Origin of the sequence: Anaeromassilibacillus sp. An250, assembly GCF_002159845.1 — a bacterium.
In the GTDB taxonomy this organism is placed as follows: Bacteria; Bacillota; Clostridia; order Oscillospirales; family Acutalibacteraceae; genus Anaeromassilibacillus; species Anaeromassilibacillus stercoravium.
Genome location: NZ_NFJK01000017.1, coordinates 1 through 25,771, shown reverse-complemented (window position 1 = coordinate 25,771; position 25,771 = coordinate 1). Strand labels below are relative to the sequence as shown.

The 25,771-nt window shown below is 52.7% G+C and carries 28 protein-coding genes and 1 tRNA gene; 16 read left to right on the top strand and 13 right to left on the bottom strand.

Going from position 1 to position 25,771, the window contains the following annotated elements; all coding sequences use genetic code 11:
- Positions 1-28: 28 nt before the first annotated feature.
- A complete protein-coding gene (locus B5F54_RS17715; protein ID WP_172749745.1) occupies positions 29-202 on the bottom strand; it encodes a hypothetical protein in 174 nt (57 codons plus the stop codon).
- Positions 203-413: 211 nt separating this feature from the next.
- On the opposite strand from B5F54_RS17715, the gene B5F54_RS13515 reads away from it, so the two are divergent.
- Entirely contained in the window at positions 414-1,781 is a 1,368-nt protein-coding gene (locus B5F54_RS13515; protein ID WP_087234784.1) for an aldehyde dehydrogenase, read from the top strand.
- Positions 1,782-1,878: 97 nt separating this feature from the next.
- Here B5F54_RS13515 and pepT read toward each other — a convergent pair whose 3' ends face one another.
- From pepT to pdxR, 3 genes are read right to left on the bottom strand one after another with little or no spacing between them, the layout of a single operon-like run.
- A complete protein-coding gene (gene pepT / locus B5F54_RS13510) occupies positions 1,879-3,093 on the bottom strand; it encodes a peptidase T (protein WP_087234783.1) in 1,215 nt (404 codons plus the stop codon).
- 56 nt (positions 3,094-3,149) lie between these two features.
- Positions 3,150-3,533 (bottom strand): hypothetical protein, encoded by a 384-nt coding sequence (locus tag B5F54_RS13505; RefSeq protein ID WP_087234782.1) that lies wholly within the window; start codon positions 3,531-3,533, stop codon positions 3,150-3,152.
- On the bottom strand, positions 3,530-4,966 hold the full coding sequence (gene pdxR / locus B5F54_RS13500) for a MocR-like pyridoxine biosynthesis transcription factor PdxR (protein ID WP_087234781.1): 1,437 nt from the start codon (positions 4,964-4,966) through the stop codon (positions 3,530-3,532). Before pdxR ends, B5F54_RS13505 begins: the two co-directional genes overlap by 4 nt.
- Before the next feature lie 143 nt (positions 4,967-5,109).
- Here pdxR and B5F54_RS13495 point away from each other — a divergent pair, with 143 nt between their 5' ends.
- Complete coding sequence (locus tag B5F54_RS13495; RefSeq protein ID WP_087234780.1) at positions 5,110-5,694, top strand: ECF transporter S component; 585 nt, start codon at positions 5,110-5,112, stop codon at positions 5,692-5,694.
- 90 nt (positions 5,695-5,784) lie between these two features.
- Here the strand turns inward: B5F54_RS13495 and B5F54_RS13490 are convergent, their stop codons facing one another.
- Complete coding sequence (locus tag B5F54_RS13490; protein ID WP_087234779.1) at positions 5,785-6,063, bottom strand: hypothetical protein; 279 nt, start codon at positions 6,061-6,063, stop codon at positions 5,785-5,787.
- A gap of 143 nt (positions 6,064-6,206) precedes the next feature.
- Positions 6,207-6,320, bottom strand: a complete 114-nt coding sequence (locus tag B5F54_RS18165) for a ribbon-helix-helix protein, CopG family (RefSeq protein WP_237966711.1) — start codon at positions 6,318-6,320, stop codon at positions 6,207-6,209.
- Positions 6,321-6,685: 365 nt separating this feature from the next.
- On the opposite strand from B5F54_RS18165, the gene B5F54_RS13480 reads away from it, so the two are divergent.
- From B5F54_RS13480 to srtB, 6 genes are read left to right on the top strand one after another with little or no spacing between them, the layout of a single operon-like run.
- Entirely contained in the window at positions 6,686-8,011 is a 1,326-nt protein-coding gene (locus B5F54_RS13480) for a lipopolysaccharide biosynthesis protein (RefSeq protein WP_172749744.1), read from the top strand.
- 26 nt (positions 8,012-8,037) lie between these two features.
- Entirely contained in the window at positions 8,038-9,024 is a 987-nt protein-coding gene (locus B5F54_RS13475; protein WP_087234776.1) for a DUF2207 domain-containing protein, read from the top strand.
- A gap of 13 nt (positions 9,025-9,037) precedes the next feature.
- Complete coding sequence (locus B5F54_RS13470) at positions 9,038-9,769, top strand: AzlC family ABC transporter permease (RefSeq protein WP_087234775.1); 732 nt, start codon at positions 9,038-9,040, stop codon at positions 9,767-9,769.
- On the top strand, positions 9,766-10,101 hold the full coding sequence (locus B5F54_RS13465) for a branched-chain amino acid transporter permease (protein WP_087234774.1): 336 nt from the start codon (positions 9,766-9,768) through the stop codon (positions 10,099-10,101). The genes B5F54_RS13470 and B5F54_RS13465 overlap by 4 nt, the downstream gene beginning before the upstream one ends.
- 56 nt (positions 10,102-10,157) lie before the next feature.
- Positions 10,158-11,393 carry a BTAD domain-containing putative transcriptional regulator gene (locus B5F54_RS13460; RefSeq protein WP_087234773.1) on the top strand — a complete coding sequence of 412 codons (1,236 nt, stop codon included), beginning with the start codon at positions 10,158-10,160 and terminating at the stop codon, positions 11,391-11,393.
- Between the two features lie 33 nt (positions 11,394-11,426).
- Complete coding sequence (gene srtB, locus B5F54_RS13455; RefSeq protein WP_087234772.1) at positions 11,427-12,305, top strand: class B sortase; 879 nt, start codon at positions 11,427-11,429, stop codon at positions 12,303-12,305.
- Positions 12,306-12,438: 133 nt separating this feature from the next.
- Here srtB and B5F54_RS13450 read toward each other — a convergent pair whose 3' ends face one another.
- The 5 genes from B5F54_RS13450 to B5F54_RS13430 all read right to left on the bottom strand — a co-directional run bounded on the left by B5F54_RS13450 (position 12,439) and on the right by B5F54_RS13430 (position 16,301).
- A complete protein-coding gene (locus tag B5F54_RS13450) occupies positions 12,439-13,278 on the bottom strand; it encodes a MetQ/NlpA family ABC transporter substrate-binding protein (RefSeq protein ID WP_087234771.1) in 840 nt (279 codons plus the stop codon).
- A gap of 62 nt (positions 13,279-13,340) precedes the next feature.
- A complete protein-coding gene (locus B5F54_RS13445) occupies positions 13,341-14,000 on the bottom strand; it encodes a methionine ABC transporter permease (RefSeq protein WP_087234770.1) in 660 nt (219 codons plus the stop codon).
- Entirely contained in the window at positions 13,990-15,009 is a 1,020-nt protein-coding gene (locus B5F54_RS13440; protein WP_087234769.1) for a methionine ABC transporter ATP-binding protein, read from the bottom strand. The genes B5F54_RS13445 and B5F54_RS13440 overlap by 11 nt, the downstream gene beginning before the upstream one ends.
- Before the next feature lie 133 nt (positions 15,010-15,142).
- The gene (gene trmB, locus B5F54_RS13435) at positions 15,143-15,817 is read right to left on the bottom strand and encodes a tRNA (guanosine(46)-N7)-methyltransferase TrmB (RefSeq protein WP_087234768.1); all 675 of its coding nucleotides are present in this window, start codon (positions 15,815-15,817) and stop codon (positions 15,143-15,145) included.
- Positions 15,801-16,301, bottom strand: coding sequence for a YbaK/EbsC family protein (locus B5F54_RS13430; RefSeq protein ID WP_087234767.1), 501 nt, complete (start codon positions 16,299-16,301; stop codon positions 15,801-15,803). Before B5F54_RS13430 ends, trmB begins: the two co-directional genes overlap by 17 nt.
- Positions 16,302-16,626: 325 nt before the next feature.
- Between B5F54_RS13430 and B5F54_RS13425 the strand changes: the two genes are divergently transcribed.
- From B5F54_RS13425 to B5F54_RS13390, 8 genes are all read left to right on the top strand, one after another.
- Entirely contained in the window at positions 16,627-17,688 is a 1,062-nt protein-coding gene (locus tag B5F54_RS13425) for an FAD:protein FMN transferase (RefSeq protein ID WP_087234766.1), read from the top strand.
- A 467-nt stretch (positions 17,689-18,155) separates the two neighbouring features.
- Positions 18,156-19,499, top strand: coding sequence for an electron transport complex subunit RsxC (gene rsxC, locus B5F54_RS13420; RefSeq protein WP_087234765.1), 1,344 nt, complete (start codon positions 18,156-18,158; stop codon positions 19,497-19,499).
- Positions 19,500-20,471, top strand: coding sequence for an RnfABCDGE type electron transport complex subunit D (locus B5F54_RS13415; protein WP_087234764.1), 972 nt, complete (start codon positions 19,500-19,502; stop codon positions 20,469-20,471).
- Entirely contained in the window at positions 20,468-21,046 is a 579-nt protein-coding gene (locus tag B5F54_RS13410) for an RnfABCDGE type electron transport complex subunit G (protein ID WP_087234763.1), read from the top strand. Before B5F54_RS13415 ends, B5F54_RS13410 begins: the two co-directional genes overlap by 4 nt.
- Before the next feature lie 2 nt (positions 21,047-21,048).
- Positions 21,049-21,735 carry an electron transport complex subunit RsxE gene (gene rsxE, locus B5F54_RS13405; protein ID WP_087234762.1) on the top strand — a complete coding sequence of 229 codons (687 nt, stop codon included), beginning with the start codon at positions 21,049-21,051 and terminating at the stop codon, positions 21,733-21,735.
- The gene (locus B5F54_RS13400; protein ID WP_087234761.1) at positions 21,732-22,340 is read left to right on the top strand and encodes an electron transport complex protein RnfA; all 609 of its coding nucleotides are present in this window, start codon (positions 21,732-21,734) and stop codon (positions 22,338-22,340) included. The genes rsxE and B5F54_RS13400 overlap by 4 nt, the downstream gene beginning before the upstream one ends.
- 14 nt (positions 22,341-22,354) lie before the next feature.
- Positions 22,355-23,146, top strand: coding sequence for an RnfABCDGE type electron transport complex subunit B (locus B5F54_RS13395; RefSeq protein ID WP_087234760.1), 792 nt, complete (start codon positions 22,355-22,357; stop codon positions 23,144-23,146).
- 165 nt (positions 23,147-23,311) lie between these two features.
- Positions 23,312-23,398 (top strand) — tRNA-Leu (locus tag B5F54_RS13390).
- 73 nt (positions 23,399-23,471) lie between these two features.
- Here B5F54_RS13390 and B5F54_RS13385 read toward each other — a convergent pair.
- Complete coding sequence (locus B5F54_RS13385) at positions 23,472-24,752, bottom strand: recombinase family protein (RefSeq protein ID WP_172749743.1); 1,281 nt, start codon at positions 24,750-24,752, stop codon at positions 23,472-23,474.
- 38 nt (positions 24,753-24,790) lie between these two features.
- Positions 24,791-25,771, bottom strand: a 981-nt coding sequence (locus B5F54_RS13380; RefSeq protein ID WP_140400390.1) for a recombinase family protein, incomplete at its 5' end; no start/stop codon positions are given.

The following is a 25,771-nucleotide window of genomic DNA, read 5'->3' as shown; positions in this document are numbered from 1 at the left end:
CAGGAAGCGTTCCGCGGGATGTCTTCGTTTATTCAGCCGGCTGCTTTTTGGAGAGATTTTCCGCGCACTGCTTCAGCTCGGTTTCGGTGCTTGCCCCCACGCCGGTCTGCATGATGCACTCCTGCACAAAGAAGGGCTGTGCGGAGAAGAATTTCTTCATCTGTGGATTGTTCAAAGCGGCGTTTGCCTTGTCTTCCGGCATTTGATTCACCTCCTGTCTGTCCGCTTTTTCCTGGGATTCGCATCCATACGTATTACACAGACGAATCCCAGAGAATCAAAGCGCACGATTATTCTTTGCAGGTTTTTCTGAAATACAGAAGGGAATATTTTGTTTTACAAAATTTGCTTGCAGATTGCCGCCGTATCTGGATATAATGAATGGGAGAAAGGACAAACAGGGAGGAAGAGCGATGAGTACAGCCGATCTGGTTCAGGCGCAGCGCGCCTTTTTCGACCATGGGAGGACAAAGAACCTTGCATTCCGCGCCGTGGCCTTGGAGCGATTGGAGCGCGAAATTCGCGCGCGGGAACATCGGCTATTGCGCGCTTTGCGGCAGGATCTGGGAAAATCCAATATGGAAGCCTACATGACCGAGATAGGCCTCACATGCAGCGAGCTGCGCTATATCGCTGCGCACATCCACCGATGGGCGGCCAAAAAGTGGGTCCCGACGCCTCTGAGCCAGTTTCCGTCCAGAAGCTTCTGCCAGGCAGAGCCCTACGGGGTGGTTTTGGTGATGGCGCCTTGGAATTACCCGTTTTTATTGAGCATGGAGCCGCTCATCGGCGCGTTGGCCGCAGGGAATACGGTCGTTCTCAAGCCTTCCGCCTATGCGCCCCATATGGCCAAAGAGCTAGAAGAGCTGCTCGGGGCTTGCTTTCCGCCGGAATATGTAGCGGTGGTACAGGGCGGCCGGGAGGCCAACACAGCACTCTTGGAGCAACGGTTTGACTATATCTTCTTTACCGGAAGCGTGGCGGTGGGAAAGCTTGTGATGGAGCGGGCTGCGGCGCATCTGACGCCGGTTACATTGGAATTGGGCGGGAAAAGCCCCTGCATCGTAGACCGGACAGCCAATGTGAAGCTGGCGGCAAAGCGGATTGTATTCGGGAAATTCCTCAATGCCGGCCAGACCTGTGTTGCACCGGATTACCTGCTGGTGCATCGGGAAGTGAAAAATACGCTGGTCGCGTATATGCGGAGGTATCTTCAGTTGTTCTATGGGAAAAAACCGCAGGAAAATCCCGATTATCCCAAGATTATCAATGAAAAGCACTTCCTGCGCCTGAAAGGGCTCATGGAAAACCAGCATATCCTGGTGGGCGGCGACGACAACGGGACCGATAAGATCGCCCCGACGCTGCTGGACGCCGTTTCCCCCGATGCGCCGGTGATGCAGGAGGAAATCTTCGGCCCGATCCTTCCCATTTTGACGTATGCAACGTTAGAGGAAGCGATCCGCTTTGTAAAAGCGCGCGAGAAGCCCCTGGCGCTCTATCTCTTTACCACGGACCGCACAACGGAAAAGCGCGTGTTGCAGGAAGTCTCGTTTGGCGGCGGCTGTGTCAACGACACGGTGGTGCACCTCGCCACGCCGTACATGGCATTTGGCGGCGTCGGCAAAAGCGGGATGGGGAGCTACCATGGCAAAAAGAGCTTCGATACGTTCAGCCATTATAAAAGCATTTTGAAGAATTCTAGCTTTCTGGATATGCCTGTGCGGTATCCTCCGGCCACTGCGAGAAAGGAACAGCTCCTGCGTTGGTTTTTGCGGTAAGCCGGTTTTCCGTTTAACAGCATAAAACGAAACAAAAGGCTGCCAACCGGGATGTACCGGCTGGCAGCCTCTTCCTTTGTACATGGAATCACAGCTCTTACACGCGCACGAGATTGAGCAGAACCTCCACCATTTTGTCCATGCTTTGGACCGGGATATACTCGAACCGACCGTGGAAATTGTGCCCGCCGGTGGATAGGTTGGGGCAGGGCAGCCCCATAAATGAGAGGCGCGCACCGTCCGTGCCGCCGCGGATCGGTACGACCAGGGGCTCTACCCCGGCGTCCCGCATCGCCTGCTCCGCGTCTTCAATCAGGAACATGTGGGGCGCAATCTGCTGCTTCATGTTGTAATAGGTGTCTGTCAGGTTGAGGACAACTGTCCCCGCACCGTATTTGTCGTTGAGATAGTCCGCGATCTTTTGGAAGCGCGCTTTTTTGGCTTCAAATTTTTCCATATCGTGGTCGCGGATGATATAGTGCAGGCTTGCCTGCTCTTCATGGCCCTGGATGCCCTCCAGGTGGCTGAACCCTTCATACCCTTCGGTAAAGGCCGGGTTTTCAAAAACCGGAAGCATGGAATGGAATTCCATTGCGATCAAGATGGCATTTTTCATTTTGCCCTTTGCCGTGCCCGGATGGACGCTCACCCCGTTGATGGTAATCTTGGCGTCCGCCGCGTTGAAGTTCTCATATTCGATCTCGCCGAGCTTGCCGCCGTCCACCGTATAGGCGTACTGCGCCCCAAAGCCCTTGACATCGAAGCGATCCGCGCCGCGGCCCGTCTCCTCGTCCGGCGTGATGCCGACTTTGATGGTCCCGTGAGGAATGTTCTCCGCAACCAGGCGTTCCAATGTGGTAAAAATTTCCGCGATGCCCGCTTTATCGTCCGAGCCGAGCAGCGTCGTGCCGTCGGTCACGATCAGATCCTGGCCTTTGTAGTCCAGAAGGCTTTCAAATTCCGCAGGGCGCATGACGATATTCTTTTCCGCGTTGAGGACGATATCCCCGCCGTCGTAGTTCTCGACGATGCGCGCACGCACATTCTCGCCGCTGGCAGCGGGAGCGGTGTCCATATGCGCGATCAGCCCCAGGATCGGGCGGTCGGTTTCACAGTTGGCCGGTAAGGTCCCGTAGACATAGCCGAATTCGTCCATGTGGGCGTCGGCCAGCCCCAGGCCGCGCAGCTCCTCCGCAAGCGCAGCGCCCAGAACCTTTTGACGGTCTGTTGTGGGGCATTTGTCCTCCGGCGCATTTTCGTCGGAGGTGGTATGGTAACGTACATATTGCAGCAATCGCTCGTAAGCTCGCATTTTATAGATCCCCTTTCGGTGAAAAATCCTTTTTCCTCATCATACGCCAAAATTCTCTAAAGTGCAATGTGGTTTTCACAAGAAGCGCCCTCACAAACATGCAGCTCGGTTCCGTAATGCTCGCTGGAAAAACCATTGTCGAAGAAGATGGAGAAAAAGGGCGTCATTTTGTTGTAAATTTCGGTATCGGTTGGCTTTGGCAGGCCGAGAAGCATTTGAAGAAATTCCGGCGTGATTGGCCCGGAAACGATCTTGCCAAACGCCCAATCGGTTTGCTTGTGATTGCCGTATTGCAGCGCAAGGGCGATCCACTCCGTTTCTTCGTTCCAGCAGTGGATTTCAAAGGAAGCAGCGGTTTTGGCATACTGTTCCACGAGGGCTTTCCACCGCTGGTTATCCGGTTCGGTGGCGTCCAGGGCGAGGATTTCTATGGCCTTCATCTCTGCGTATCCCCCTGTTCTGGCGCGGTTTTGCGTTCCGCGCCTTTGCTTGGCCCGAGCAAATCGCTCCACGCTGCGTGAAGCTGTTCCACGGCGGGGGCGATGTCCTCCAAGGGGATGCCTGCAAAGCCCAACGTTACGCTGCCCGGCTCGGTTTCTGCAATCACACGGACCCCGCGCTGTATTGCCCGGCGGCAGAGTTCCTCCGAGGGAGCATCGCAAGGCAGGTACAAGGTTAGCCGGAGGGCTGTTTCCTGCAAGAAGAGGCGGCAGCGCCGTCCAAAGGCGCTTCGGACGGAACGGCTCAGTTCCGCGCTTTTCGCGGCGTAGAGCTTGCGCAAGCGGCGCAGATGGCGCTCCAACTGGCCGCTTTTGACATAGTTGCTTAGGGCGAGCTGTTCCACTTTTGAAGCCGTTTGGTTGTAGCTTTTGGCGCGGGAACGGTAATCCGCGAGCAGTGCCGGTGGCAGCGCCATATAGCCGATGCGCACAGAGGGAAGCAGCAGTTTGGAAAAAGAACCGATGTAGGCCACCAGTTCCCCGTCCGCAATCCCCTGCATCGCAGGGATGGGCCGGGCATTGTAACGCAGTTCCCCATTGTAGTCGTCTTCAATCACGAGGGCTTGATGCGCTTTCGCCCATTCCAACAGGGCAAACCGGCGGCTCATCGGCATGGCGGTGCCGCTTGAAACGCTGTGGGATGGGCGCACCAACACCGCCCGGACGCCGCTCGCCTCCAGCGCGTCCATCCGGATGCCGTCCCGGTCGGTGGGCAGGCGCAAAACCGTAAAGCCGCAGTCCGCAAAAACGCGCTCCGCCTGCGGGAATCCGCGCTCGTCGATCGCGACGGTCTTTTCGGGAAGAAGGCCGCACAGCAGGTACAGGAGCGGCTGGGTGCCCGCGCCGACCACGATCTGTTCCGGGCTGGCTTTTACACCGCGGACGCCGTAGCAATAGGAGGAGAGCGCTTCCCGCAGGGCGGGTTCCCCCTGGGGATCGCCATAGGAGGTGAGCACCTCCTGCTGGGTGAGGACGTCGCGGATATGGCGGCGCCAGATTTTGATGTCGATGCACCCGCTGTCCACCGAATCGCTGCCGAAATTGTAGCGGACGTTTGGGCCTGGACGTTCCGCTTGCACGATCGTCTGGGGAGGCTCCAAATGGCTGGAGCGTTCCGGCCGGATGGCCCCGGCCTCTACGAAAAAGCCGCTCTGCGGACGCGCGCGTACATACCCCTCGACGCAGAGCTGCTGATAGGCCATTTCCACCGTGGTGCGGCTCAGGCGCAAGTCCTCGGAGAGCTTGCGGATGGAGGGGAGCTTTTCGTTCGTTGTGAGATGCCCCCGTTCGATGGATCTGCGCAGCGATTCATAGAGTTGCTGGTACAAGGGGGTATCGGATGCGGGATTGAGCATAAGAAAATCGTATGTCATGGAAATTCCTCTTCAAACTGTACTGGTCAATTTTTTATAAACTGTATATTTTAGTATGAACACTTTTGCGCTATGGCTATGATTATACCACAAACGAGCAAAGATGCAAGACGCTTTGCGGAAGATGTCTGGAGGGGAAGACCATGAAACTCAATTTAAACGAACGCAACACCAGCGTCAATCTGGCGCTCACCGGTCTGATGGCGGCGTTGGTCCTGGTGGCGACCATGTTCTTCAAGGTGGAGATCCCAGTGGGAACCGATAAGACCATGATCGGCTTTGCAAATGTATTTTGTATTTTGTCCGGCCTGTTGTTGGGCCCGGTTTACGGCGGCCTTGCAGCGGGGATCGGTTCTTGTATTTTTGACCTGATGGGCGGATGGGCGGACAGCGCGCCGACGACCCTGATCTTCAAATTTATGATGGCATTTGTATGCGGATTGATCGCATGGGGCGGCGACCGGACCGCAAGAAAGCTCTCCCGCGTGATTGTGGGTGCGGTGAGCGGTTCCCTGTGCTACTGCGTGCTGTATTTGGGATACTCGTTCCTGAAGCTGATCCTGGTGGGTTCCGCGCCGGAGGCTGCGGCCATCGCCATGGTGACGAAGCTGGCAGCGACGCTGACCAATGCCATTGTGGCGGACGTGATCGCGGTGCCGTTCTTCTTTGCCATCCGCAAAGCTTTGGAGCGGGCGCATTTGCCTGTTGGCGGTCCGCGCCGGGCATAAAATGTTGAACGATCTTGAATAGACAGACAGCCGGTTGTATTGCGTTTGTGCATACAACCGGCTGTTGTTGCTTTCAGGCGGCTGGGCGCGTTATGTGGCAAAAACGCCCAGCCGTTTTAAAATGGTCACGCCGTCGCGCAGCCCCTTTTGATAGAGGTGGCGTTCCTGGTGTCCGGAGACGTCCAGCAGGAGGGAGAAGCATTCTTCGGCGAACTCTTTTTCGTCTGCGGCAAACATGGAATCGCAGTCGCGGTGCATCCGTTCCAGCTTTTCGGCCAACAGCGCGTATTGTGCGGTAGCGTGGAAGTCGTCAACGGCGCGTTGCAGGAGTTCATCCAGGAAAACGTCAAAGATTTCTTGTTCCGTCATGTACAGGTTCCTTTCTCTGTGAATTCCAACAACGCTTGAAAGGAATCACCGCGCATGGTATACTATTTACGCAGCAATCCGCTTTCGCGGTTGTTGGTTTGTGGGGAAGCGGCTTCGACTTAGAGAGGGGAGGCCGTTTCCTTTCATTTTTTGAGGCCGGAATACTTTTCGTGGATAGCCCTGCGGACAAATTCAGAACGGTTTGTACGCTCTACTTTACAACATTCGTCCAATTCAGTTAATGTTTCTTTGTCCATCTTGACACGCAGCATAAATGTTTTTGGGCTATCCGTAGGGCGGCCTAGTTTTTTACCTGGCACTTGAAGAAATACACCTCCTTTTCGTAGCACCATAATCATATTATAAATTTCGTAGCAACGTAAGTCAAAGAAAATGGAAAAAGTTGGGTGTGAAAAATCTTGACATCTTGTAGAGCTGCTGGAAATGTTAAGGTACAGAAGCATGCTTTTTCGATCGTTTTCACCATTTGTGGCGTTCCATCCTCAGAATACGCAGAAAATCCGGAAAATCCCTTGTGGAACTGCCTGTCAGAATGCTATAATAATCTTTATGAATTTCGACCTTAAAAAAGGGGATCTCCCCTGGAATGGAGCTTTCTAGGATGAAGGATACAGAAAAAAAACCTAAAAGACTTCATAGCGACATTGTGCGGGACAGCATCAACACCTTTGGCACCAACGTCATTGGTTCCCTGCTGTCCATCATCTCGGCCTTTTTTGTGCTGGGTGTGTTGGACCCGGCGGTCAAGGGGCAATATAATCAGGTACAGCTGGTCGGCAACGGGCTGTTTACGCTGTTTGGATTTAGCATCAATGCCGCGATGATCTATTTTGTCTCCCGCTATAAGATCAAGAACACCAAAAAAGCGATTGCAAAGTTGACTGTGGCGATGTCTGCCCTGATTTTGGCGGCGGGCGCCGTTGCTGTGCTGTTTATGAAGGAAATCTTTTTCTCCGGCAGTACGGCCTTCTATTGCTGGGCGGCGGTCGTGTATGGCTTGTTCTCCTTCTTGATGAATGTTTGCCTGGCGATTTTGCGCGGGGAAAACAAATTTAAAATGTTTAATACGATCAACCTTTTGCAAAAGGTGTTGTTGACCGCGTTCATGTTCTCCATGCTTGTATGGCCCAGTGCCATGCTGCTGGTTACCTCCATGATCGGCATCCAGGTGCTGATGATCCTCTTCGCCCTGTATGGCATCAAGCGCTGGAATGGAAAGGAACCGGACCCCGCGCCGGAAGACGACCACTCGGTGCAGACGGGCGCGATGTTCCGCTATAGCTTAAAGTCGCATGTCTCGAATGTGATGACCTATATCAATTCGTATTTGGGATCGTACATTGTAAACGCCGTGTATTCCCTTTCGACCTTCGGCATTTACAATGCGGCTGTCACCATGATGCAGCAGGTGTGGCTGCTGCCCGACGCGGTGAGCCAGGTCATTATGAGCCGGATTGCAGCCATGCATGAAAAGGACGATAAAGTCCGTTTGACCTTGATGTCCTGTAAAGTGGTCACCTATATCACCATTGTTTGTGCGGTGCTGTTGGTGTTGGTGGCGCAGGTGTTTGTGCCGATTGTGTTCCCGAAGTACGTGGAGGCCATTGCGCCTCTGCGGTATTTGATTATCGGTTCGATTTTTATCTGCTATGCAAAGGTGTTGGCCAATTCCATCGCCGCCTATGGCAAGCCGGAATTGAACATTTTGCCGACCATCATCGGGATTATAGTCAATTTGAGCTTGTCGTTTGTTCTGATTCCGCCGATGGGCGTCAACGGCATTGCGCTGGCGACCTCCGCCTCGCTGACCGCGCAGGGGTTCACCTCCATGGTGATTTTCTGCCTGTTTACACATACCCCGTTCTATCGCCTTCTGATTCCGAACGGGGAAGAGATCCGCTCTGTCAAACAGATCTTTAAAAAATAATTTGTGAATTCAAGGAGAGAGCATCCATGAAAAAATACCTTTCTCTGTTGCTTGCGCTGCTGGTGGCGCTCTCGTGTACGTCTCTGGCGTTTGCGGCCGAAGAGGATGAAGAAGAGATTTCGCCGGAGATGAAGGAGCTCGGTGAATATATCATGAACCACCAGGCCGAGGCGTTTGACCTGGCGGTCGAGGGATATACCTGCCAGTCGGAAAAGGTGGAAGCCGAACTGCTCACGGACGGCACGGTGAACGTCACGGAATATTGGACGTATTCCTGCCGGAACTTTGAGAAGATGACAAAGTTTGAGCGCACGCTCGCCAAATCCGAAGACTATGAGATTTCGGATATCCGCGTGGTGATGGGCTCGGAGGAGCTGGAGCGCTTCAACAGCTACGAGGAGATTCAGGCGGCGACGGAAAGCGAAGGGGAAAAATACCCGGAGCGGAAGTACACGCTGGATGAAACCGACACGGGCTATGAGATCAACGCATATTTGAAGAATTGGAATGCCACCACGACGATCAAGGTGCTCTATACCGTAAAGGGCGCCGTGCAGTTCCACAACGATATTATGGAATTCAATTGGGAGCTGATTGGGGAGGACATCCCCTATGAAGCGGGGCTGTTGACCGGCTACGTGATTCTGCCCTATGGAGCGCAGCGCGATGAGGTCAAAGCCTGGACGTACGACCAGGAGGACTATGAGCTGGTCATCGAAAGCGGCGAGCTGGTGGGTCTGACGGTCAATGAGGTCCCGGCCAACCATGCGGTAGACATCCGCGTGACCGCGCCGCTGTATTTGTTCCCCGATGCCGCGGACGCCTATAAGACCGGCCAGGATGCCTATATGCAGATTTTGCAGAAGGAAAACGACCCCGACCAGGACCCGGCATATACGGCGCGGGAGGCGCGGAAGGACCAGATCATCCGCATTGCGGCCCCGGTCGTATTGATCGGCGGCGCTGCCTTGGTTTTGATTGTTTCCCGCATCCGCAGAAAGAAGAAGGCATAAGGGAGGCCAAACGATGCAGAAGGAAACGTCTGCAAAAGCGCAGAAAGTAAAGCTGGCTCTCCGCGCAGCGTTCCCGATGACCATCCCCGTGATGGTGGGTTATCTGTTCTTGGGGGCAGCTTTTGGCATTCTGCTGGAGAGCAAAGGCTATGGCTTCGGGTGGGCCGCCTTGATGAGCGTGATTGTCTATGCGGGCTCGATGCAATTTGTGGCGGTCGATCTGTTGGCGACGGGAGCGGGCTTTTTGCAGGTGGCGTTGATGACCTTGATGGTCAATATCCGCCATGTGTTTTATGGCCTCTCCCTGTTGGGGAAATTTCAAAATTTTGGCGCGAAAAAGCCCTATATGATTTTTTCCCTGTCCGATGAGACGTTTTCTCTGCTCTGTAGTGCAGAGCCGCCCAAAAATGTGGACCGCAGTTGGTTTTTCTTTTTTATCGCCTTGTTGGACCAACTTTACTGGATTGTCGGTTCTGTCGTGGGAGGACTGCTGGGTTCTTCCTTTTCATTCAATACACAGGGCATTGATTTTGCGATGACTGCGCTCTTCGTGGTGATTTTTGTCAACCAGTGGCGTGAAACAAAAAGCCATGCGCCGGCCTTGGCGGGATTGGCATGCTCCGTTGTTTGCCTTCTCCTTTTTGGAGCGGATAATTTTATTCTGCCGGCGCTCATCAGTATGGTCGTGTTGCTGACCGTCGTTCGGAAACGGTTGGATCGACCGGAGGAGGAGGCTACAACATGACTGGGGCAATTCGTGCGCTGCTTGTGATTGCGTTAATTGCGCTTGTTACATTTTTCACAAGACTTCTTCCCTTTGTCCTGTTCCCGGAGGGAAAGGAAACGCCGCCATATGTGCGTTATTTGGGGAAAGTTTTGCCTTTTGCAATCATTGCCATGCTTGTAGTATACTGTTTAAAGGGAACGAGCCTTCTGACGTGGCCATACGGCTTGCCGGAGCTGATTGCGGTGGCGGCTGTTGTGGCGTTGCATGTGTGGAAGAAGAACACCCTGTTGAGCATTGGCGTGGGAACCGTGTTGTATATGGTATTGGTGCAGTTTGTTTTTGCTACATAAGGGCTTCCGCCCCGGATGGGCGGGGAAAATTGAAAAGGATTGTGGGGGAGATCGGAATGATGGCCACCGAAAAGCTGTATGTGCAGATGCTGGGGGATTTTTCCATCCGGCGTGGCGACCGGGAAGTGGTGAAAAAAGGGAACCGCTCCAAAAAGATTTGGCACTTGATTGGCATCCTTTTGACGAATCGAGGGCAAAGGCTGGCTCAGGAAAAATTGATCCAGTTGCTATGGCGTGAGGGGGATGAATGCATAGACCCAGCCAACTCCCTAAAAAATTTGGTCTATCGCGCGCGGATGCTCTTGGACGATTTGGTGCTGGAAGATGAAGTGTGCGAAGAGGGAATGGAGTTTATCCGTTTTTCCGAAGGGGCATATATGTGGAACGAAGATATCCCGTGTGAAATTGACACGGAAGTGATGACCCTTCTGGCAAAGCGCGGTTCGGATGAAGACCAGGCAATTGAAAGCCGGATTGCCTGCTACTCCCAGGCGGTAGAGCTGTACAACGGGGAATTCCTGCCGAATTTGGGGGAGGACGAGTGGATTTTTGCAAAGCGCGCACAGTATGAAAGCCTTTATGTCAGCTGTGTGTTGACCTTATGCCGCCTTTTGAATCAGTCGGAGCAATATGGGAATGTTATTTCAGTTTGCGAGCGTGCGGTGCGGTTTTGCCCTTATCAGGAAGATATCCATCATATCTTACTGAAGGCCTATCTGCGCACGGGGCAGTATGCCCAGGCGTTGGTACACTACGAGCACATTTCCGAATCCTTTAACCGGGAGCTGGGCATGGGGCTTTCGAATTCGATCCGCAATCTGCACCGCGAGATTATCCAAGGGCTCAATATGGTCGAAATTGATATGAATCAGATCAAGGAGGATATTCTTGCGGAGGAGACATCCGGCTCGACGCCGTTTTTTTGTGAGTATACGGTGTTCCGTGAGATCTGCCGGGTGCAGATGCGCGCCCGGGAGCGTTATAACCAGAGCGAGATTTTGATCCTGCTCACAGCGACAGACAAGAACGGGGAAATTCCGCCGTTGGAAAAGCTAAAAAATATTATGACTGTCTTAAAAGAAGCAATCTCTGAAACGCTGCGCCGGAACGATATTGTCGCGCGGTATAGCCCTTCCCAGTTCATCTTGGGCCTGTTGGTGGCCGAGGAAGAGAACGGGCAATTGGTAGCCAACCGCATCCGGAATGCGTTTGAGGCGAAATGCCGCCGGAAAGGTGAGATTTATCTAAAAGAACAGATGATTAGCCTGCGTGCCGAGGATTCGCAGAACTGACAACCGCAGCCGAATCCGACGAAAGGAGAACCTATGAAAAAACGTTTGCGCAAGGGGATTTTTATAGCATCGCTCTGTGTTTTTATAGGTTCTATGAGTGTGCTCGGATATAAGGGGATCTATGAGCCCATGCAGAACCGGCATGCGGTCAAGCAGGTACAGCAGATTTATCACGCTGAAGAAGACGGGGAGGAGAAGGACAGTTCCCCTTCCTCACAGACGTCCGAGGAGGCTGTGCAGCGGAAGCGGGACGCCTTTGCCCAATTGAAAGCGGGCAACCCGGACACCATCGGTTGGATTCAGATTCCCAATACGGTGGTGGACTATCCGGTGATGCAGTCCTCAAAGGACAATCCGGAGCTCTATCTCCGTCATGGATACGATAAGAAATACACCCAATACGGCTGCATCTTTTTGGATGCCAACTGTACCCCGGCTCAGGAAATGAAGAATTTGACACTCTATGGGCACAACATGAACGATGGGCAGATGTTTGCCGCGATCCTGCAATACACCGATCTGGAGTTTTATAAGAGCGCCCCGGTGATCGACTTCGATCTGGAAGGGGTGGAGGGCAAATGGAAAGTGTTCTCCGTGTTTAAGATCAATACACTCCCGGAACAGGGGGAAATCTTCGACTACGCCCAGCCGGATTTCGAGGACGATGAGGCGTTCACGGCTTTCATCGAAGAGATGCGCAGCCGGTCCATTTTGAATCTGCCGGTCGATGTGAATGCGGACGATCAATTGCTCACGTTGTCCACCTGCTCCTATGAATTTGAAGAGTTTCGCACTGTCGTGGTAGCCCGCCGGGTGCGGGAAGGCGAGGATGCGACCGTTGATTTGGACAAGGCGGCATACAATCCTTCCCCAGTTTACCCGGACTGCTGGGTGCAGAAATATGGGAGTTGACGAGAAACACAGGAGTGAATCATAGATAGAACGATTTGAATTTATCAAGACAGAGCCTTTTGTTCCTTTTGGCTATGAAAAAACGGTTATGCGGCATACGCTGCATAACCGTTTTTTGATTGATGGATTTTCCTCAGTCGATCGGGACCACGGAACCCTCATAGGTCTCATTGATATATTGCTTGACCGTGTCGCTCTTGAGCGCCTCCACGAGCGCCTGCAGTTCCGGGCGGTTTTCGTCGCCCTTGCGGACAGCGATCACGTTGGGATAGGCTGTTGTTGCAACGGAACCGCTCTCTTCCACGGCCAGTGCATCGCTCATCTTCAAGCCGCCGTCGATGGCATAGTTACCGTTGATCACGGCGAGATCGACGTCGGGCAGGATGCGGGACAACTGTGCCGCTTCGATTTCGGTAATCTGGATGTTTTTCGGATTGCTGGTGATATCCTTTACGGTGGCGTTCAATCCCGCGGATTCATCCACCTCGATCAGTCCCTGATCCTGAAGAAGTAGAAGTGCGCGCGCCTCGTTGGTGGTATCATTTGGAACGGCGATGGTCGCGTTGTCCGGCAGGCTGTCCAGGGAGGTCGTCCGGCCCGCGTAGATGCCGAGCGGCTCGTAATGGATTGCGCCGATCGAGACCAACTCCGTTCCGTACTCCTCGTTAAAATTGTCCAGATAGGTCTGATGCTGGAAATAGTTGGCGTCCAGTTCCCCTTCGGAGAGCGCCAGGTTCGGCTGCACATAGTCGGAGAACTCCACCACATCCAGCTCATACCCCTGCTCCTTGAGGATATCGCTGGCAACCTCCAGGATTTCTGCGTGCGGAGCAGGAGACGCCCCGACCTTGATCACCTTGGATTCGGAATTGTCCGCATTTTCACCGGACGCCGCATCGCCGCCGGACTGACATCCGGCCAATACGGTGGCGGAAAGTGCAACCGCGAGAATGAGTGCAAAAATCTTTTTCATAGGATAGTTCCTCCTTTTGTTAAGGGCTTTGAAAGAACAGAGAATGCTCCTCTTTCAAAGCATTATTTGCGCCGGTCCAACCGCCGGGCAATCCAGAGGCCCAGTCCCTGGAATACCTGCACCACCACAATGAGCAGGACGACGGTGACGAGCATGATGTCCTCCTCACGGCGGTAATAGCCGAAGCGAATGGCGATATCGCCCAAACCGCCGCCGCCGACAAATCCGGCCATTGCGGTATAGCCGAGGATCGTCGTGATGGCAATGGCGCAGTTGAGGATCAACGAGGGGCGAGCCTCCGGCAAAAGGACTTTCCAAATGATTTGCAGAGCGGAAGCGCCCATGGACTGGGATGCTTCGATCACACCGACGTCCACTTCTTTGAGAGAACCTTCGACCAGCCGGGCGACGAAGGGCGCAGCTGAGATGGTCAGAGGCACGATGACGGCCGTAGGGCCAAGGGTTGTGCCCAGAAGCCAGCGGGTGAACGGCAGGACCGCGATCAATAAAATGATAAATGGGAACGAACGGGTCAGGTTGACGATCACGTCCAATATTTTATATAGGACAGGGTGGGGGCGGATCCCGTCCGCAGCCCACATGACGAGCAGCACACCCAACGGCAATCCGATGATATACGCGAAGAGGGTGGACCCCAACGTCATATACAGGGTTTCACCGACGCCTTGCAGCAACATTTGCAGCGTGGATTCATCCCACATTTCCGCTCACCTCCTCTACGGTCAGGCCCCGCATATGCAGATACCGCTGCATCTTATCCGCGAGGGATTCGTCTTCGGGCAGTTGGATGACAATCTGCCCAAACGCTTTTCCGTCCATGTTTTTAGTATCAGCAAAGAGAATATTTACAGGCGATTTATATTCGAGCACCATATTGGCGATTACGGGTTCAAAAGAGGAACTCCCGTTGAAGACAATGCGGATGGCGTGTTTGCCAGTAAACGTTTCAGTGGTATGCTTTCCTTCTGGGAACACCAGGTGCTGCGCAGCCGGCGTCTTGGGGTGGGAAAAGATTTCGGTAACGTCGCCGCACTCGGCAATTTTGCTTTCACTGATGATGGCCACACGGTTGCAGATCTCTTCGATCACGCGCATCTCGTGGGTGATGATTACAATGGTAATCCCCAGACGGCGGTTGATGTCCTTCAGCAGAGCCAAAATCGAGGACGTCGTATTGGGGTCCAGGGCGGACGTCGCTTCGTCACACAGGAGCACCTTTGGATTGGTGGCCAACGCGCGGGCGATTGCAATACGCTGCTTTTGCCCGCCGGAGAGCTGGGAGGGATAAGACTTCGCTTTATCCGACAAACCGACGAGTTCCAAAAGCTCCTTTGCGCGCTTTTTGGCGGTCGCCTTGTCCACCCCGGCGATTTCCAAGGGGAAGCAGATGTTCGCTTCCGCAGTCCGCTGCATCAGCAGGTTGAATTGCTGGAAGATCATCCCCATGGAGCGCCGCGCTTCACGAAGCTGTTTTCGATTTAGCTTGGAAAGATCCATGCCGTCGAACAGGACGGTCCCCTCCGTTGGGATTTCCAGCATATTCATACAGCGTACAAGCGTGCTCTTTCCTGCGCCGCTCATACCGATAATGCCGAAGATATCCCCCTGTTCGATTTTCAGGTTGATGTCCTGCAGCGCATGGACCTCCGCGTTTTTGCCCCGGAAGGTTTTGCTGAGGGAGCGAATTTCAATGATCGGTTTTCTTTCCACATGACACCCCTCTTTTCCGTTTCCATGTTCTTCTGCTGAACGCTATGCCGCAAAGCGTTCAAAACATTACTGATTTAATAGGAATTATACGGCACAATGACATGCGTGTCAAGTATTGTGCGCAGATTCTACCTTATTCAACAGGCGGTTCCCAACGGGCGGCCAGGGCTTTGATGGGGATTCCCTTTTCCGTAAACATCTTTTCGTGCTCCGTCGGGGCATCCTGCGCAAAAAAGCCTGGATTTGCATGGAGATCGGCGGTTTGGCGCAGAAGCATGAACCCGCTTTCCTTTATATATTCTAAGGTATCGGCAAATAGGCCGTCGTCGTCCGTCTTAAACCAGAGTTCGCCGCCCGGCTGCAAGAACTGCTTATAATCGTTCAAACGGCGCGGGTGTGTCAGGCGGCGTTTGTTGTGCTTGGCACGGGGCCACGGGTTGCAAAAATTGATACAGATGCGGGCGACGCCGTCCTCCGGCCGGAGCATGTTGCAGATTTGTTCCACGTTATAAGCGGTCAACCCAACGTTGTCCACTGGACGCCCGGCCCCAGCGAAGGCCGCTTCCACAATGCGCTTCGCGGGGGCTAATACGACGTCCTTCAAATCTACACCGAGGTAATTGACCTGTGGATTTTTTGGGGCCAGCCCTGCAATATACCAGCCCTTCCCGCAGCCGAGCTCCAAATGGATGGGTTGCTTTTTCGGAAACCAATCCTGCCATTTTCCGGCCATCCGTTCCGGACCACGCACAAAAAAGGGACAGGCATTCAGCTCTGGAGCTGCCCAAGGCTTATTGCGCATCCGCATGCGGCGTTCCCTCCGTATCCCAATTTTTGCACACGTCAACCCATTTTTGACTGTGGGAATATTGAAACAGTTCCTCGCAGCTCAGTTCAATTGCGGAATTGGGAGTACCGCTGGCTGGGAATACCGTCGAAAAGCGCTTCAAAGAAATATCGCAATATACAGCGGCCGTGTCCGGATTGGCAAAGGGGCAGACGCCTCCCACCGGATAGCCTGTAAGCGGTAAAACTTCATCGGCACTCAGCATTTTGGCTTTCCGGTGGAATTCCGCTTTGAATTTGCTGTTATCGATTTTGGCATCTCCGGCTGCCACGACAAGAATACAACCGCCGTCCGACTGTAGGGAGATGGTTTTGGCAATACGCGCAGGCTCTACACCAAGCGCTTGCGCTGCCAATTCGACTGTTGCGCTGGAGACATCGAATTCCTGCACACGGCCAGCCACGCCATAGGATTCTAGATACGTTTTTACTGCCTCAATAGACATGATAAATCCCTCCATGCTGCTATCAGATTGTATCGATTTTGCGGCTTTTTCAGTAACATAATTCTAACAAAGTATAGCATAAGAATAGACATTGGAAAGTGTCTAAAAAAGAATTTGTGAGATAAAACAAAAAATATAGGCTTTTTTTGACTTTTTGCTGCGGTTTTTTGAAATGTGTAAGGGAAAGAAAAAAATTAGCTTTTTTCGATGAATTTTCTAACAAATCATCCAAAGGAAAAACGCGGTAGCCATTTGCTTGTGCTGCGAAGAGTATGCTATACTATAGACCACATATGAGCAACGAAACCAGTGGTGGAGGAAACCAATGAACGAGCAAAGAAAACGGAAAGTTGGATGGGCTCTGGCGGTTCTGGCGGCGGTTTTGGTTTTAGTGGCTGTTGTAGTACAGTGGAACCGGTGGAAGGCAGAGCAACAACCGTTTACCAGCACGGAATTTGCAATGGGAAGTTATGTCCAACAAACTGTTTATGGCGATAGAAGGGAAGAAGCGGCGTCGGAAGCAGCCAACGCGGTGCAACGCTTAGAAAACCAGATTTCGTGGCGGATAGAGGGTTCGGATATCGCACGGTTGAACGAAGCTGCAGGGACGGATTGGATTGCTATTGATCCACAGACCGCAGAGCTGCTGGCACAAGCGTTGGATGTGGCGGAGCGCTCAAATGGGGCGTACGATCCGACGATCCTGCCGGTCAGCTCCCTTTGGGACTTTGGCGGGGAAAACCAACATTTGCCGGAAGCTGAACAGATTGAAGAATACCGTTCCTATGTTGGGTATCAAAATTTGCGTGTAGATGAACAGGCTTCGGAGGCTTCTTTGAAAATCCATGGTGCGGCGATTGATCTCGGAGGAATTGGAAAAGGCGCAGCGTGTGACGCTGCGGTTCAGATGTATCAGGAAAGCGGTGCGGAGGCTGGCATTGTCGCGGTGGGTGGAAGCATTGGCCTATATGGGGAGAAGCCGGATGGCAGCTTGTGGCGCCTAGGCGTGCGCGACCCAAATAGCGGCGACGATAGGGCGGAAGCGATGGGGCTTCTGGATCTGGCGTCTGGATTTGTATCCACGTCTGGCTCCTATGAAAAAACCTTCACAGAAAATGGGAAGACCTACCATCATCTTTTAGACCCAAAGACTGGTTATCCAGCGGAAAGCGGGCTTGTATCCGTCACCGTTGTGGCGAAGAGCGGCGCTTTGAGCGACGCCTTGGCGACAGCCGTGTTCGTGCTTGGGGAAGAACAGGGCATGGCCTTGCTGGAAGAGTATGGAGCGGGTGGGGTGTTAATCTCGCAAGATAACCGTGTTTTGGTATCCGACTCCTTGAAGGACGCTTTCCAGCTCACTTCAGATATGTATACCCTTGTATCATAAGAGGGGATTGGGTGGGCGCACTTGCTGGCAAAGTTGAAACTGTTGGGCCAGGGACAATCCTTGTAAATAGCAAAAATAAAGGGAAGGTCTTTCCCCGCTCCCAGTGTTCCAAAGAAATTAGATATTTCAATAGGAAATTAGGCACGGCCGGGATGATCGGCCGTGTGTTTGCTTGCGTTTAGGTAGGAATGTTTTGGCTTGTTTTGAAGATGGGATGAAGAGGCCACATGGGGTTCTATATAGAATGGATTGTTGAAGGCATCCTTTCGGATAGAATGGTACCATACCATATAGTGTACTTGCAATGTAGGCGTTTGTATGGTATATTTCTTGATTGCTTCTGATTGGGGTAGTGCCGGCACGCATATGAGGCCAATGCCTCAGGCAGCTGTGCCGTTACTCAATACAATATTTTGAACAACGGTCTTTTTAGGAAGAAAGTAAAAAATGAAAATGGAGGGAAAAGAATGGAATTTGCATTTCCAGAAAAGCCTTTCAAAACACATGGCGGGGCGCATGTGCCGCATTATAAGAACACGGCGCAGATGGAATCCAAAATAATGCCGCCTCCGGCGCAGGTCATCATCCCCATGCAGCAGCATGCCGGGGCCCCGTGCAAACCTCTTGTCCAAGTGGGGGACGAGGTGCTTGTAGGGCAAAAGATCGCCGACAGCGATGCGGTTGTCAGCGCGCCCATTCATGCCAGCGTTTCAGGCAAAGTGCATGCGGTCAACCAGGTGATGCTCTCTGGGGGCCAATATGTGGATGCGCTTGTGATCGACTCCGATGGAGAGATGAAGGTTTCTCCAGAGGTACATCCGCCAAAGGTGGATACCCGCGAGGAGTTTCTCCGTGCTGTGCGGGAGTCCGGCTTGGTTGGATTGGGCGGCGCTGGTTTTCCTACACATGTCAAGTTGAATGTATCCCCCGATAAGAACATTGACACGCTCATTATCAACGCTGCGGAGTGCGAACCATACATAACGGCCGACCATCGGGAAGCGCTGGAAAACACAAAGGCGGTATTTTCCGGAATCAATACGGTCCGGAAGATGTTGGGAATTGAGCGGGCGATCATAGCGGTGGAAGACAATAAGCCCGATGTAATCGAAGCACTGCGGAAGATGGAGAATGATGGACAAGCCAGCCCGGACAAAAACGTTTGTGTGTTGGCGCTTTCCGCTTCCTACCCGCAGGGAGCGGAAAAGGTGCTCATCAAGTCCTGCACCGGACGCGAGGTCCCCATGGGGAAGCTGCCTGCAGATGTGGGTTGTATTGTGATGAACATAACGTCCGTTGCCTTCCTGGCCGATTATCTCAGGACAGGGATGCCTCTGGTGAAGAAGCGCGTCACCATCGACGGCTCCGCCGTAAAATCCCCGCAGAACGTTATTGTTCCGATCGGTACGCCGATTGCAGAGATCATCCGCTTCTGCGGAGGGTATGCGGTTCCGCCGAAAAAGATCCTGATGGGCGGCCCCATGATGGGAATTGCCCTTACAGACGACAGCCTGCCGGTCATCAAGCAAAACAATGGTATCCTCTGCTTTGGAGAGGAAGAGGCGCGCCTGCATGAACCAACTGCCTGTATCCGCTGTGGCCGCTGTGTGAGCGGATGCCCAATGAATCTGGTCCCGACTAAGCTGGAAAAGTATGCGGAAGCCAAACGTGTGGAAGAATTGCAGGAATATTGTGTGATGGACTGTATGGAATGCGGTACCTGCGCTTATCGCTGCCCGGCCCACCGGCCGTTGGTGCAGGCCATCCGGCTAGGAAAGGCTCTTGTTAGAAATGCGGGAGGGAAGAAATAAATGGAGCAGAAATTGATTGTATCGTCTTCGCCCCATCTGGGGAGCGGAGCAACTACGCAAAAAATTATGCTGGACGTTATTATTGCCCTGATCCCGGCGGCAATTGCATCCTGTATTTTATTTGGGATTCAGGCGCTAATCTTGATCCTGACCTGTGTGATTTCCTGTGTGCTTGCCGAATATCTCAGCCGTAAGGTGATGAAACGCGACAACACCATTTTTGACCTCAGCGCGGTAGTCACTGGCCTTTTGCTGGCCTTCAACCTACCAGCGACGATCAACCCCCTGATTGCGGTCTTTGGGAGCGTAGTGGCAATTGTTGTTGTAAAGCAGATGTTCGGCGGCATTGGGCAGAACTTTGTCAATCCAGCTCTGACGGCGCGCATCGTGCTGATGTCGTCCTTCCCGGCGAAGATGAGCAATTGGGTGGTGCCCTTCTGGTACCGCAGCGGGAACCCCGACGCGATTACCACAGCATCCCCGCTTGGCCTGCTCAAGCAAGGGGCATCGGATCAGCTTCCCAGCCATCTGGACATGCTGCTTGGCGCGCGTGCCGGCTGTTTGGGGGAAACCTGTGCCATTGCATTGATCCTGGGAGGCATTTATCTGGTGGCCCGTAAGGTTATCAGCCCAGTAATCCCGTTGTGCTATCTTGGAACTGTAGCGGTGATCTCCTTGATCGCCGGCCGTGACGTAATTTTCGAATTGCTTTCCGGCGGCCTGTTGCTCGGTGCAATCTTTATGGCGACGGACTATACAACATCCCCCATCAACCGGAATGGCCGGATTGTATATGCGATCGGCTGCGGCATTTTGACAATGCTGATCCGGATGTTCGGTTCGTTGCCGGAGGGCGTGTCCTTCTCGATTATCCTGATGAACATTTTGGTGCCGCATATTGAGCGGATCACCCGCCCGCGTCCCTTTGGCGTCAAAAAGGAGAAGGCCAAAAAGGAGGCTGCACACGAATGAAGATAGATGCAAAAGAAGTCCTGCGTCCCACCATTACATTGACCGTGATCTGTTTTGTAGTCGCGGCGCTTTTGGCGGGGACAAACCTTTTGACCAAGGATAAGATTGCACAGCAGGAGGAGCAAGCTGCCAGCGAGGCGCGCGAACTAGTCCTTCCCGGCGTTGAAGAGTTTGAAGAGATGGAGGCCACGGATGCCGATGGGGAGAGCGTGGTTTATTATGTTGGAAAGGAAGGCGGGGAAGTGGCTGGCTATGTGTTTACCACTTCCGCCAGTTCGTATGGTGGACCGGTCCAGGTGATGACCGGCATACGGGCGGATGGGGAAGTATCCGGCGTGCAATTGCTTAGTATCGACGATACGCCGGGCCTTGGAATGAATGCGCAAAAAGAGGAATTCCGTGCGCAGTACCAACAGCCAATCCCGGAATCCGGAGCATTTGAAGTCATCAAGTCCGGGGAAAAACAGGACGGCCAGATTATGGCGATGACCGGTGCAACCATCACTACACAGGGCGTAACCGACGCGGTAAACGAGGCATTGGCCCTGTATGAAACCGTAAAAGGAGGCGCTTGAGGATGGAGAAAAAGAGATCCCTATGGAGTGAATTTACCAAGGGTATTATCAAAGAAAATCCTGTGTTGCGTTTGGTGCTTGGATGCTGCGCAACGCTTGCAGTCAGCACCTCTGCTAGTAACGCAATTGGAATGGGTTTGGCGACGACCTTTGTCCTGGTCTGTTCCAATGCAGCGATCTCCCTGCTGCGTAAGGTGATCCCGGATAAGGTTCGCATTCCGGCGTTCATCACAGTGATCGCAGGATTTGTATCGGTTGTGCAGATGTTTATTCAGGCATATTCTCCAGCACTTGACGAGGCCCTGGGCATCTATCTGCCTCTGATTGTGGTCAACTGTATTATCTTGGGGCGTGCAGAGATGTTCGCCAGCAAGAATAAGGTTCTCCCCTCCATTGTCGATGGCCTTGGGATGGGAATTGGTTTTACGACTACGCTGTTGGTGATGGGGATGATCCGTGAGTTCCTCGGTTCGGGTAGCTTGTTTGGCATTCCGATTACGGCCGGAGTGGTGGACCCCATCATTATCTTCATTCTGCCGCCTGGAGGGTTCTTTGTGTTTGGTATTTTGATTGCGGTAGCAAACCGGTTGTCGGGCGAGGGTTCGCGTCCGGCAGAGCTTGGCTGTCAGGGATGCCCGCTGGCGGCAAATTGCTCGAAGCTTCAAGAAAAGGAGGCTGCTAAGAAATGATTAAGAATCTTGTAGCCATCTTTTTGGCGGCGATCCTGACAGAAAACTATATTTTGAATAAATTCCTCGGTATCTGCCCGTTCCTCGGCGTATCGAAGAAGCTGAATACAGCGGTTGGCATGAGCATTGCAGTTACGTTTGTAATGGTGATTTCCACTGCAGTGACCTGGCCAATCTATATGTATGTGCTCGTCCCCAATCATTTGGAGTATCTACAGACCATCGTCTTTATTTTGATTATTGCGGCGCTGGTCCAGTTGATTGAGACCATCCTGCGCAAATTTATGCCGCCGCTTTATAATGCGTTAGGCATCTATTTGCCGCTGATTACCACGAACTGCGCGGTTTTGGGCATTACCATGCTGGTGCTTGAAAAGGGTGCTGCGGACCCGACTTTCGGATATGTGGAATCCTTGGTCAATGCGTTCGGCTCCGGTATTGGCTTTATGGTCGCTATGGTGATCTTTGCTGGTGTCCGCGAGCGCATGGAGACGAACGACATTCCAAAATTTCTCAAAGGCCTTCCCATCACCCTGATCGCAGCATCGCTTGTGGCGGTGTCCTTCCTTGGGTTCCAGGGCCTTGTCGACGGCTTATTAGGCTGAGGGGAGGAATAGAGATGAGTCAATTATGGGTTCCTGTTGTCATTGTGGTGGTGATCGGTTTGATTGCTGGCCTGGGCTTGGCAATTGCCTCGATTCTGTTGGCTGTACCAAAGGATGAAAAAGCGGAGGCCATTGAGGAAATGCTTCCAGGGGCCAATTGCGGTGCCTGCGGGTTTTCCGGATGTTCCGGTTATGCAAAGGCTTTGGCCCACGGAGAAGCAAAGCCCGGCCTCTGTGCCCCCGGTGGGGCAGAGGTGGCCAAGACCGTCTCCCAATATCTTGGTTTGGCGGATGTGGCTGTTGAAGCAAAAGTCGCAGTGGTCAAATGTCTTGGCAGCTATGACAATACAAGCGATAAGATGGAGTATGAAGGCATCCAGAGTTGTACTGCTGCTGCACAGCTAGCTGGAGGCGTTTCCAGCTGTCGCTATGGCTGTATGGGGATGGGCGATTGTGTACAAGCTTGCGCGTATGGCGCGATCGAAGTATGTAATGGGGTTGCCCGTGTCGATCCATCGCGCTGCAAGGGGTGTTCCATGTGTGTGAAGGCATGTCCAAAGCATCTTATCACATTGGTTCCCCTAAAGCGGCAGGCGATTGTCCGCTGCAGCAATTGCGACAAGGGTGCTTCGACCAACAAGGTCTGTAAAGTAGGCTGCATTGGATGTATGAAATGCCAAAAAGTCTGTGAAGTGGGAGCAATCAAAGTGGAAAACTTCCACGCTACTGTAGATCCAGAAAAGTGCGTGGGATGTGGAAAATGTGTGGAGGCATGCCCACGTCATTGCCTGGCGATGCTGGAGTAAATTTTGATGCCACTTTCCCATTGGTGAAAAGAAGAAGCCCTAAAATTCCGCTATCTTTAGTGTCTTTACAAAAGAGAACGGAAAAATAGGGCTTCTTTTAAAAAAAATTATGAAAAAAACAGTTGCTTTTTCATCGCTTTTGTTGTATAATCTTTACCGTTACATGCCGGTGTGATGGAATTGGCAGACGTAGTGGACTCAAAATCCACCGGTGGCGACACCGTGCCGGTTCGAGTCCGGCCACCGGCACCAGTTTGAATGTTCATAACGCAACTGAACATTCCTATGTAAAGGAGTAGTCCGAAAGGGCTGCTCCTTTTCTCATTTATCCGGCTTTTCCAACCAGATATTCTATTTCTACACCCTGTCTGCTGTTGAGAACGACATTCTCCGGCAGAACGGGGCTTTTCGGCAAATCCAATACGCCGACAAACTTGTAGTGGATCACAAGGCGCTGCGTCCTGTTTTTTTCTGTCCCCTGAATGTGGTAGACATCAATCCGTTCTACCAATTCGTGAAGCATAGTAGGCGTTAAGGTTTTCATCTGCATAAACTTCCGAACCGCTTTTAGAAACTGATTTTTTGAATACACCCGGCTGTCCTCTTTGTCGCAGATGCTTTCCAGCTCTGCGATTTCTTTTTTGAGGGATTGCTGCTCCTCGTCATACCTTTGCGACAGCTTCATGAAGCGTTCATCGGAGAGTTTACCGCTTACATTGTCCTCGTAGGTGCGCTCAAAAAGCATATCAACCTCACTGTATCGGGCGTTCAGTTCGGCCAGCTTCTGCTGGCGGAAGCGTTTTTCACGCTCATAATCCTGCGAGGTTTTCCGGGCAAGCAGTTCAGCAAACTCTTCCTCGTTTTCCTGTAGGTAGCTTACCATACGGTTCAGTTCCAAAAGGACAACCTGTTCCAACGAATCGGCACGAACGTAGTGCGTTTCATTACAGGTGCCACGGTTTCCCCGGTAGTTTGAACAGTTGAAATACTCAATGGCGCTGTTCGGATGATTGATATTGTAATGCAGCTTATGGCCGCAGTCGGCGCAGTATAGAAGCCCTGCAAACATATTTTTTTCGCTGTTTTTAGGCTGTCTGCACTTTGTGCCTGCACGGATTTTCTGCACCGTTTCCCATGTGCTGCGGTCAATAATCGGCTCATGGTGATTCTCAAACACCTTTTGATTTTCTTCCGGGTTTTCGCGGCGGCGTTTGTCCTTGAATGACTTGGAATAAGTTTTGGAATTGATGAGAACGCCGGTATATTCCTGCAAGGTCAGGATTTTGGTAATGGTTGTTTTGCACCATTTATAGGGATTGTCCTGCGTTTTCTTTCCGCCCTTTCGGATTCCTTTCTTTGCCCAATAATAGGTGGGGGTTAAAATACCGCTTTCCTGTAAAATCCGTGCGGTGGTTTCAATCCCGTTTCCCTCAATACAAAGGCGGTAGATTTTGCGGACAACTTCGGCGGCTTCCTCGTCAATGATCCACTGCTTGGGGTTTTCCGGGTCTTTCCTGTAGCCGTAGGGCGGCAAGCAAAGGGGGATCACCTGCGTTGCCGCGCAGTTTCTTGGAACTTCTGACTTTCCGGCTGATGTCTTTTGCATACCACTCGTTAGTTCACTTCGCATAAAGAATGACAAGCTCAAGCTTCGATATAACCAACAAAATTGTAGTAGATGTGGATATTCCGTTCCTCGTGATCGTCCACCGTGTATTTCTCACTAATCTCGATCTTCTGAATCAGCCGCATGAGCGTGGGACGGTCAAGCTCCTGCAAATCGTAGTAATCCCGCACCATGTCCAGCCATGCATCTACGGATTGCTCATTCTCCCGACTGGCGGCAAGCTGCTCGGTCAGTTCCCGTCTGCGCTCCTGCTTTGCTTTTCGCTCGGCCTCATAACCATTGAGAAGCTGGACACAAAGGTTTTCCGGGATTTTGCCCAGCACCTTGTCCTCGTAGGCGGACTGCACCAGCCGGTCAAGCTCCGGCAACCGCCGGTCAATGGCGCTCAGCTCCGCTTGAAGCGTTCTGAGTTTTTCCCGTCCGGCAGACTCCTTCTGCGCGAGGATTTTTTCACGCAGTTTATCCCGGCTGTTCTGCGCCCACATCGCCTTGCAGCGGATGTCCGTCAGTACGATTTGTGTCAACGCTTTCTGGTTGATGTAATGGGACGAGCAGGCGTTTTTGCCGCCCGAAGCGTACCGGTTGCAGACATATGCCTTGTACTCCGGTTCCTTGTCAGACACCTTTTTACGGTAATCCCGCATATACCGCATGGAGGAACCACAATCCATACACCGGAGCAGACCGCCGAACAGAGAAACGGTGCCGCTTTTCCCGCTGCGCCCTCTGGCGGGGTGGTTGTCCATCCGCTGCACCGCGTCCCACACTTCCTGGGAAATCAGCGGCTCGTGAGTGTTCTCCACCCGAATCCACTCGCTCTCCGGTTTGCTGACCTGCTTGTGGTTTTTGTAGGAGACGGTGCCCGTCTTGTTCTGTACCATGTGACCGAGATAGACCTCATTGCGGAGAATGGTTTTCACAGTCACATCGTTCCAGAATGGCGTTTCACCCCGATGATTCTCCCGGCCCTCCGCCATATAATAAAAGGTTCTGGGGGC

Bases quoted from the DNA above. Each gene is read 5' to 3' on its own strand.
- B5F54_RS17715 (WP_172749745.1), bottom strand. From the start codon at position 202: ATGCCGGAAGACAAGGCAAACGCCGCTTTGAACAATCCACAGATGAAG.
- B5F54_RS13515 (WP_087234784.1), top strand. From the start codon at position 414: ATGAGTACAGCCGATCTGGTTCAGGCGCAGCGCGCCTTTTTCGACCAT.
- pepT (WP_087234783.1), bottom strand. From the start codon at position 3,093: ATGCGAGCTTACGAGCGATTGCTGCAATATGTACGTTACCATACCACC.
- B5F54_RS13505 (WP_087234782.1), bottom strand. From the start codon at position 3,533: ATGAAGGCCATAGAAATCCTCGCCCTGGACGCCACCGAACCGGATAAC.
- pdxR (WP_087234781.1), bottom strand. From the start codon at position 4,966: ATGACATACGATTTTCTTATGCTCAATCCCGCATCCGATACCCCCTTG.
- B5F54_RS13495 (WP_087234780.1), top strand. From the start codon at position 5,110: ATGAAACTCAATTTAAACGAACGCAACACCAGCGTCAATCTGGCGCTC.
- B5F54_RS13490 (WP_087234779.1), bottom strand. From the start codon at position 6,063: ATGACGGAACAAGAAATCTTTGACGTTTTCCTGGATGAACTCCTGCAA.
- B5F54_RS18165 (WP_237966711.1), bottom strand. From the start codon at position 6,320: ATGGACAAAGAAACATTAACTGAATTGGACGAATGTTGTAAAGTAGAG.
- B5F54_RS13480 (WP_172749744.1), top strand. From the start codon at position 6,686: ATGAAGGATACAGAAAAAAAACCTAAAAGACTTCATAGCGACATTGTG.
- B5F54_RS13475 (WP_087234776.1), top strand. From the start codon at position 8,038: ATGAAAAAATACCTTTCTCTGTTGCTTGCGCTGCTGGTGGCGCTCTCG.
- B5F54_RS13470 (WP_087234775.1), top strand. From the start codon at position 9,038: ATGCAGAAGGAAACGTCTGCAAAAGCGCAGAAAGTAAAGCTGGCTCTC.
- B5F54_RS13465 (WP_087234774.1), top strand. From the start codon at position 9,766: ATGACTGGGGCAATTCGTGCGCTGCTTGTGATTGCGTTAATTGCGCTT.
- B5F54_RS13460 (WP_087234773.1), top strand. From the start codon at position 10,158: ATGATGGCCACCGAAAAGCTGTATGTGCAGATGCTGGGGGATTTTTCC.
- srtB (WP_087234772.1), top strand. From the start codon at position 11,427: ATGAAAAAACGTTTGCGCAAGGGGATTTTTATAGCATCGCTCTGTGTT.
- B5F54_RS13450 (WP_087234771.1), bottom strand. From the start codon at position 13,278: ATGAAAAAGATTTTTGCACTCATTCTCGCGGTTGCACTTTCCGCCACC.
- B5F54_RS13445 (WP_087234770.1), bottom strand. From the start codon at position 14,000: ATGTGGGATGAATCCACGCTGCAAATGTTGCTGCAAGGCGTCGGTGAA.
- trmB (WP_087234768.1), bottom strand. From the start codon at position 15,817: ATGCGGATGCGCAATAAGCCTTGGGCAGCTCCAGAGCTGAATGCCTGT.
- B5F54_RS13430 (WP_087234767.1), bottom strand. From the start codon at position 16,301: ATGTCTATTGAGGCAGTAAAAACGTATCTAGAATCCTATGGCGTGGCT.
- B5F54_RS13425 (WP_087234766.1), top strand. From the start codon at position 16,627: ATGAACGAGCAAAGAAAACGGAAAGTTGGATGGGCTCTGGCGGTTCTG.
- rsxC (WP_087234765.1), top strand. From the start codon at position 18,156: ATGGAATTTGCATTTCCAGAAAAGCCTTTCAAAACACATGGCGGGGCG.
- B5F54_RS13415 (WP_087234764.1), top strand. From the start codon at position 19,500: ATGGAGCAGAAATTGATTGTATCGTCTTCGCCCCATCTGGGGAGCGGA.
- B5F54_RS13410 (WP_087234763.1), top strand. From the start codon at position 20,468: ATGAAGATAGATGCAAAAGAAGTCCTGCGTCCCACCATTACATTGACC.
- rsxE (WP_087234762.1), top strand. From the start codon at position 21,049: ATGGAGAAAAAGAGATCCCTATGGAGTGAATTTACCAAGGGTATTATC.
- B5F54_RS13400 (WP_087234761.1), top strand. From the start codon at position 21,732: ATGATTAAGAATCTTGTAGCCATCTTTTTGGCGGCGATCCTGACAGAA.
- B5F54_RS13395 (WP_087234760.1), top strand. From the start codon at position 22,355: ATGAGTCAATTATGGGTTCCTGTTGTCATTGTGGTGGTGATCGGTTTG.
- B5F54_RS13385 (WP_172749743.1), bottom strand. From the start codon at position 24,752: ATGCAAAAGACATCAGCCGGAAAGTCAGAAGTTCCAAGAAACTGCGCG.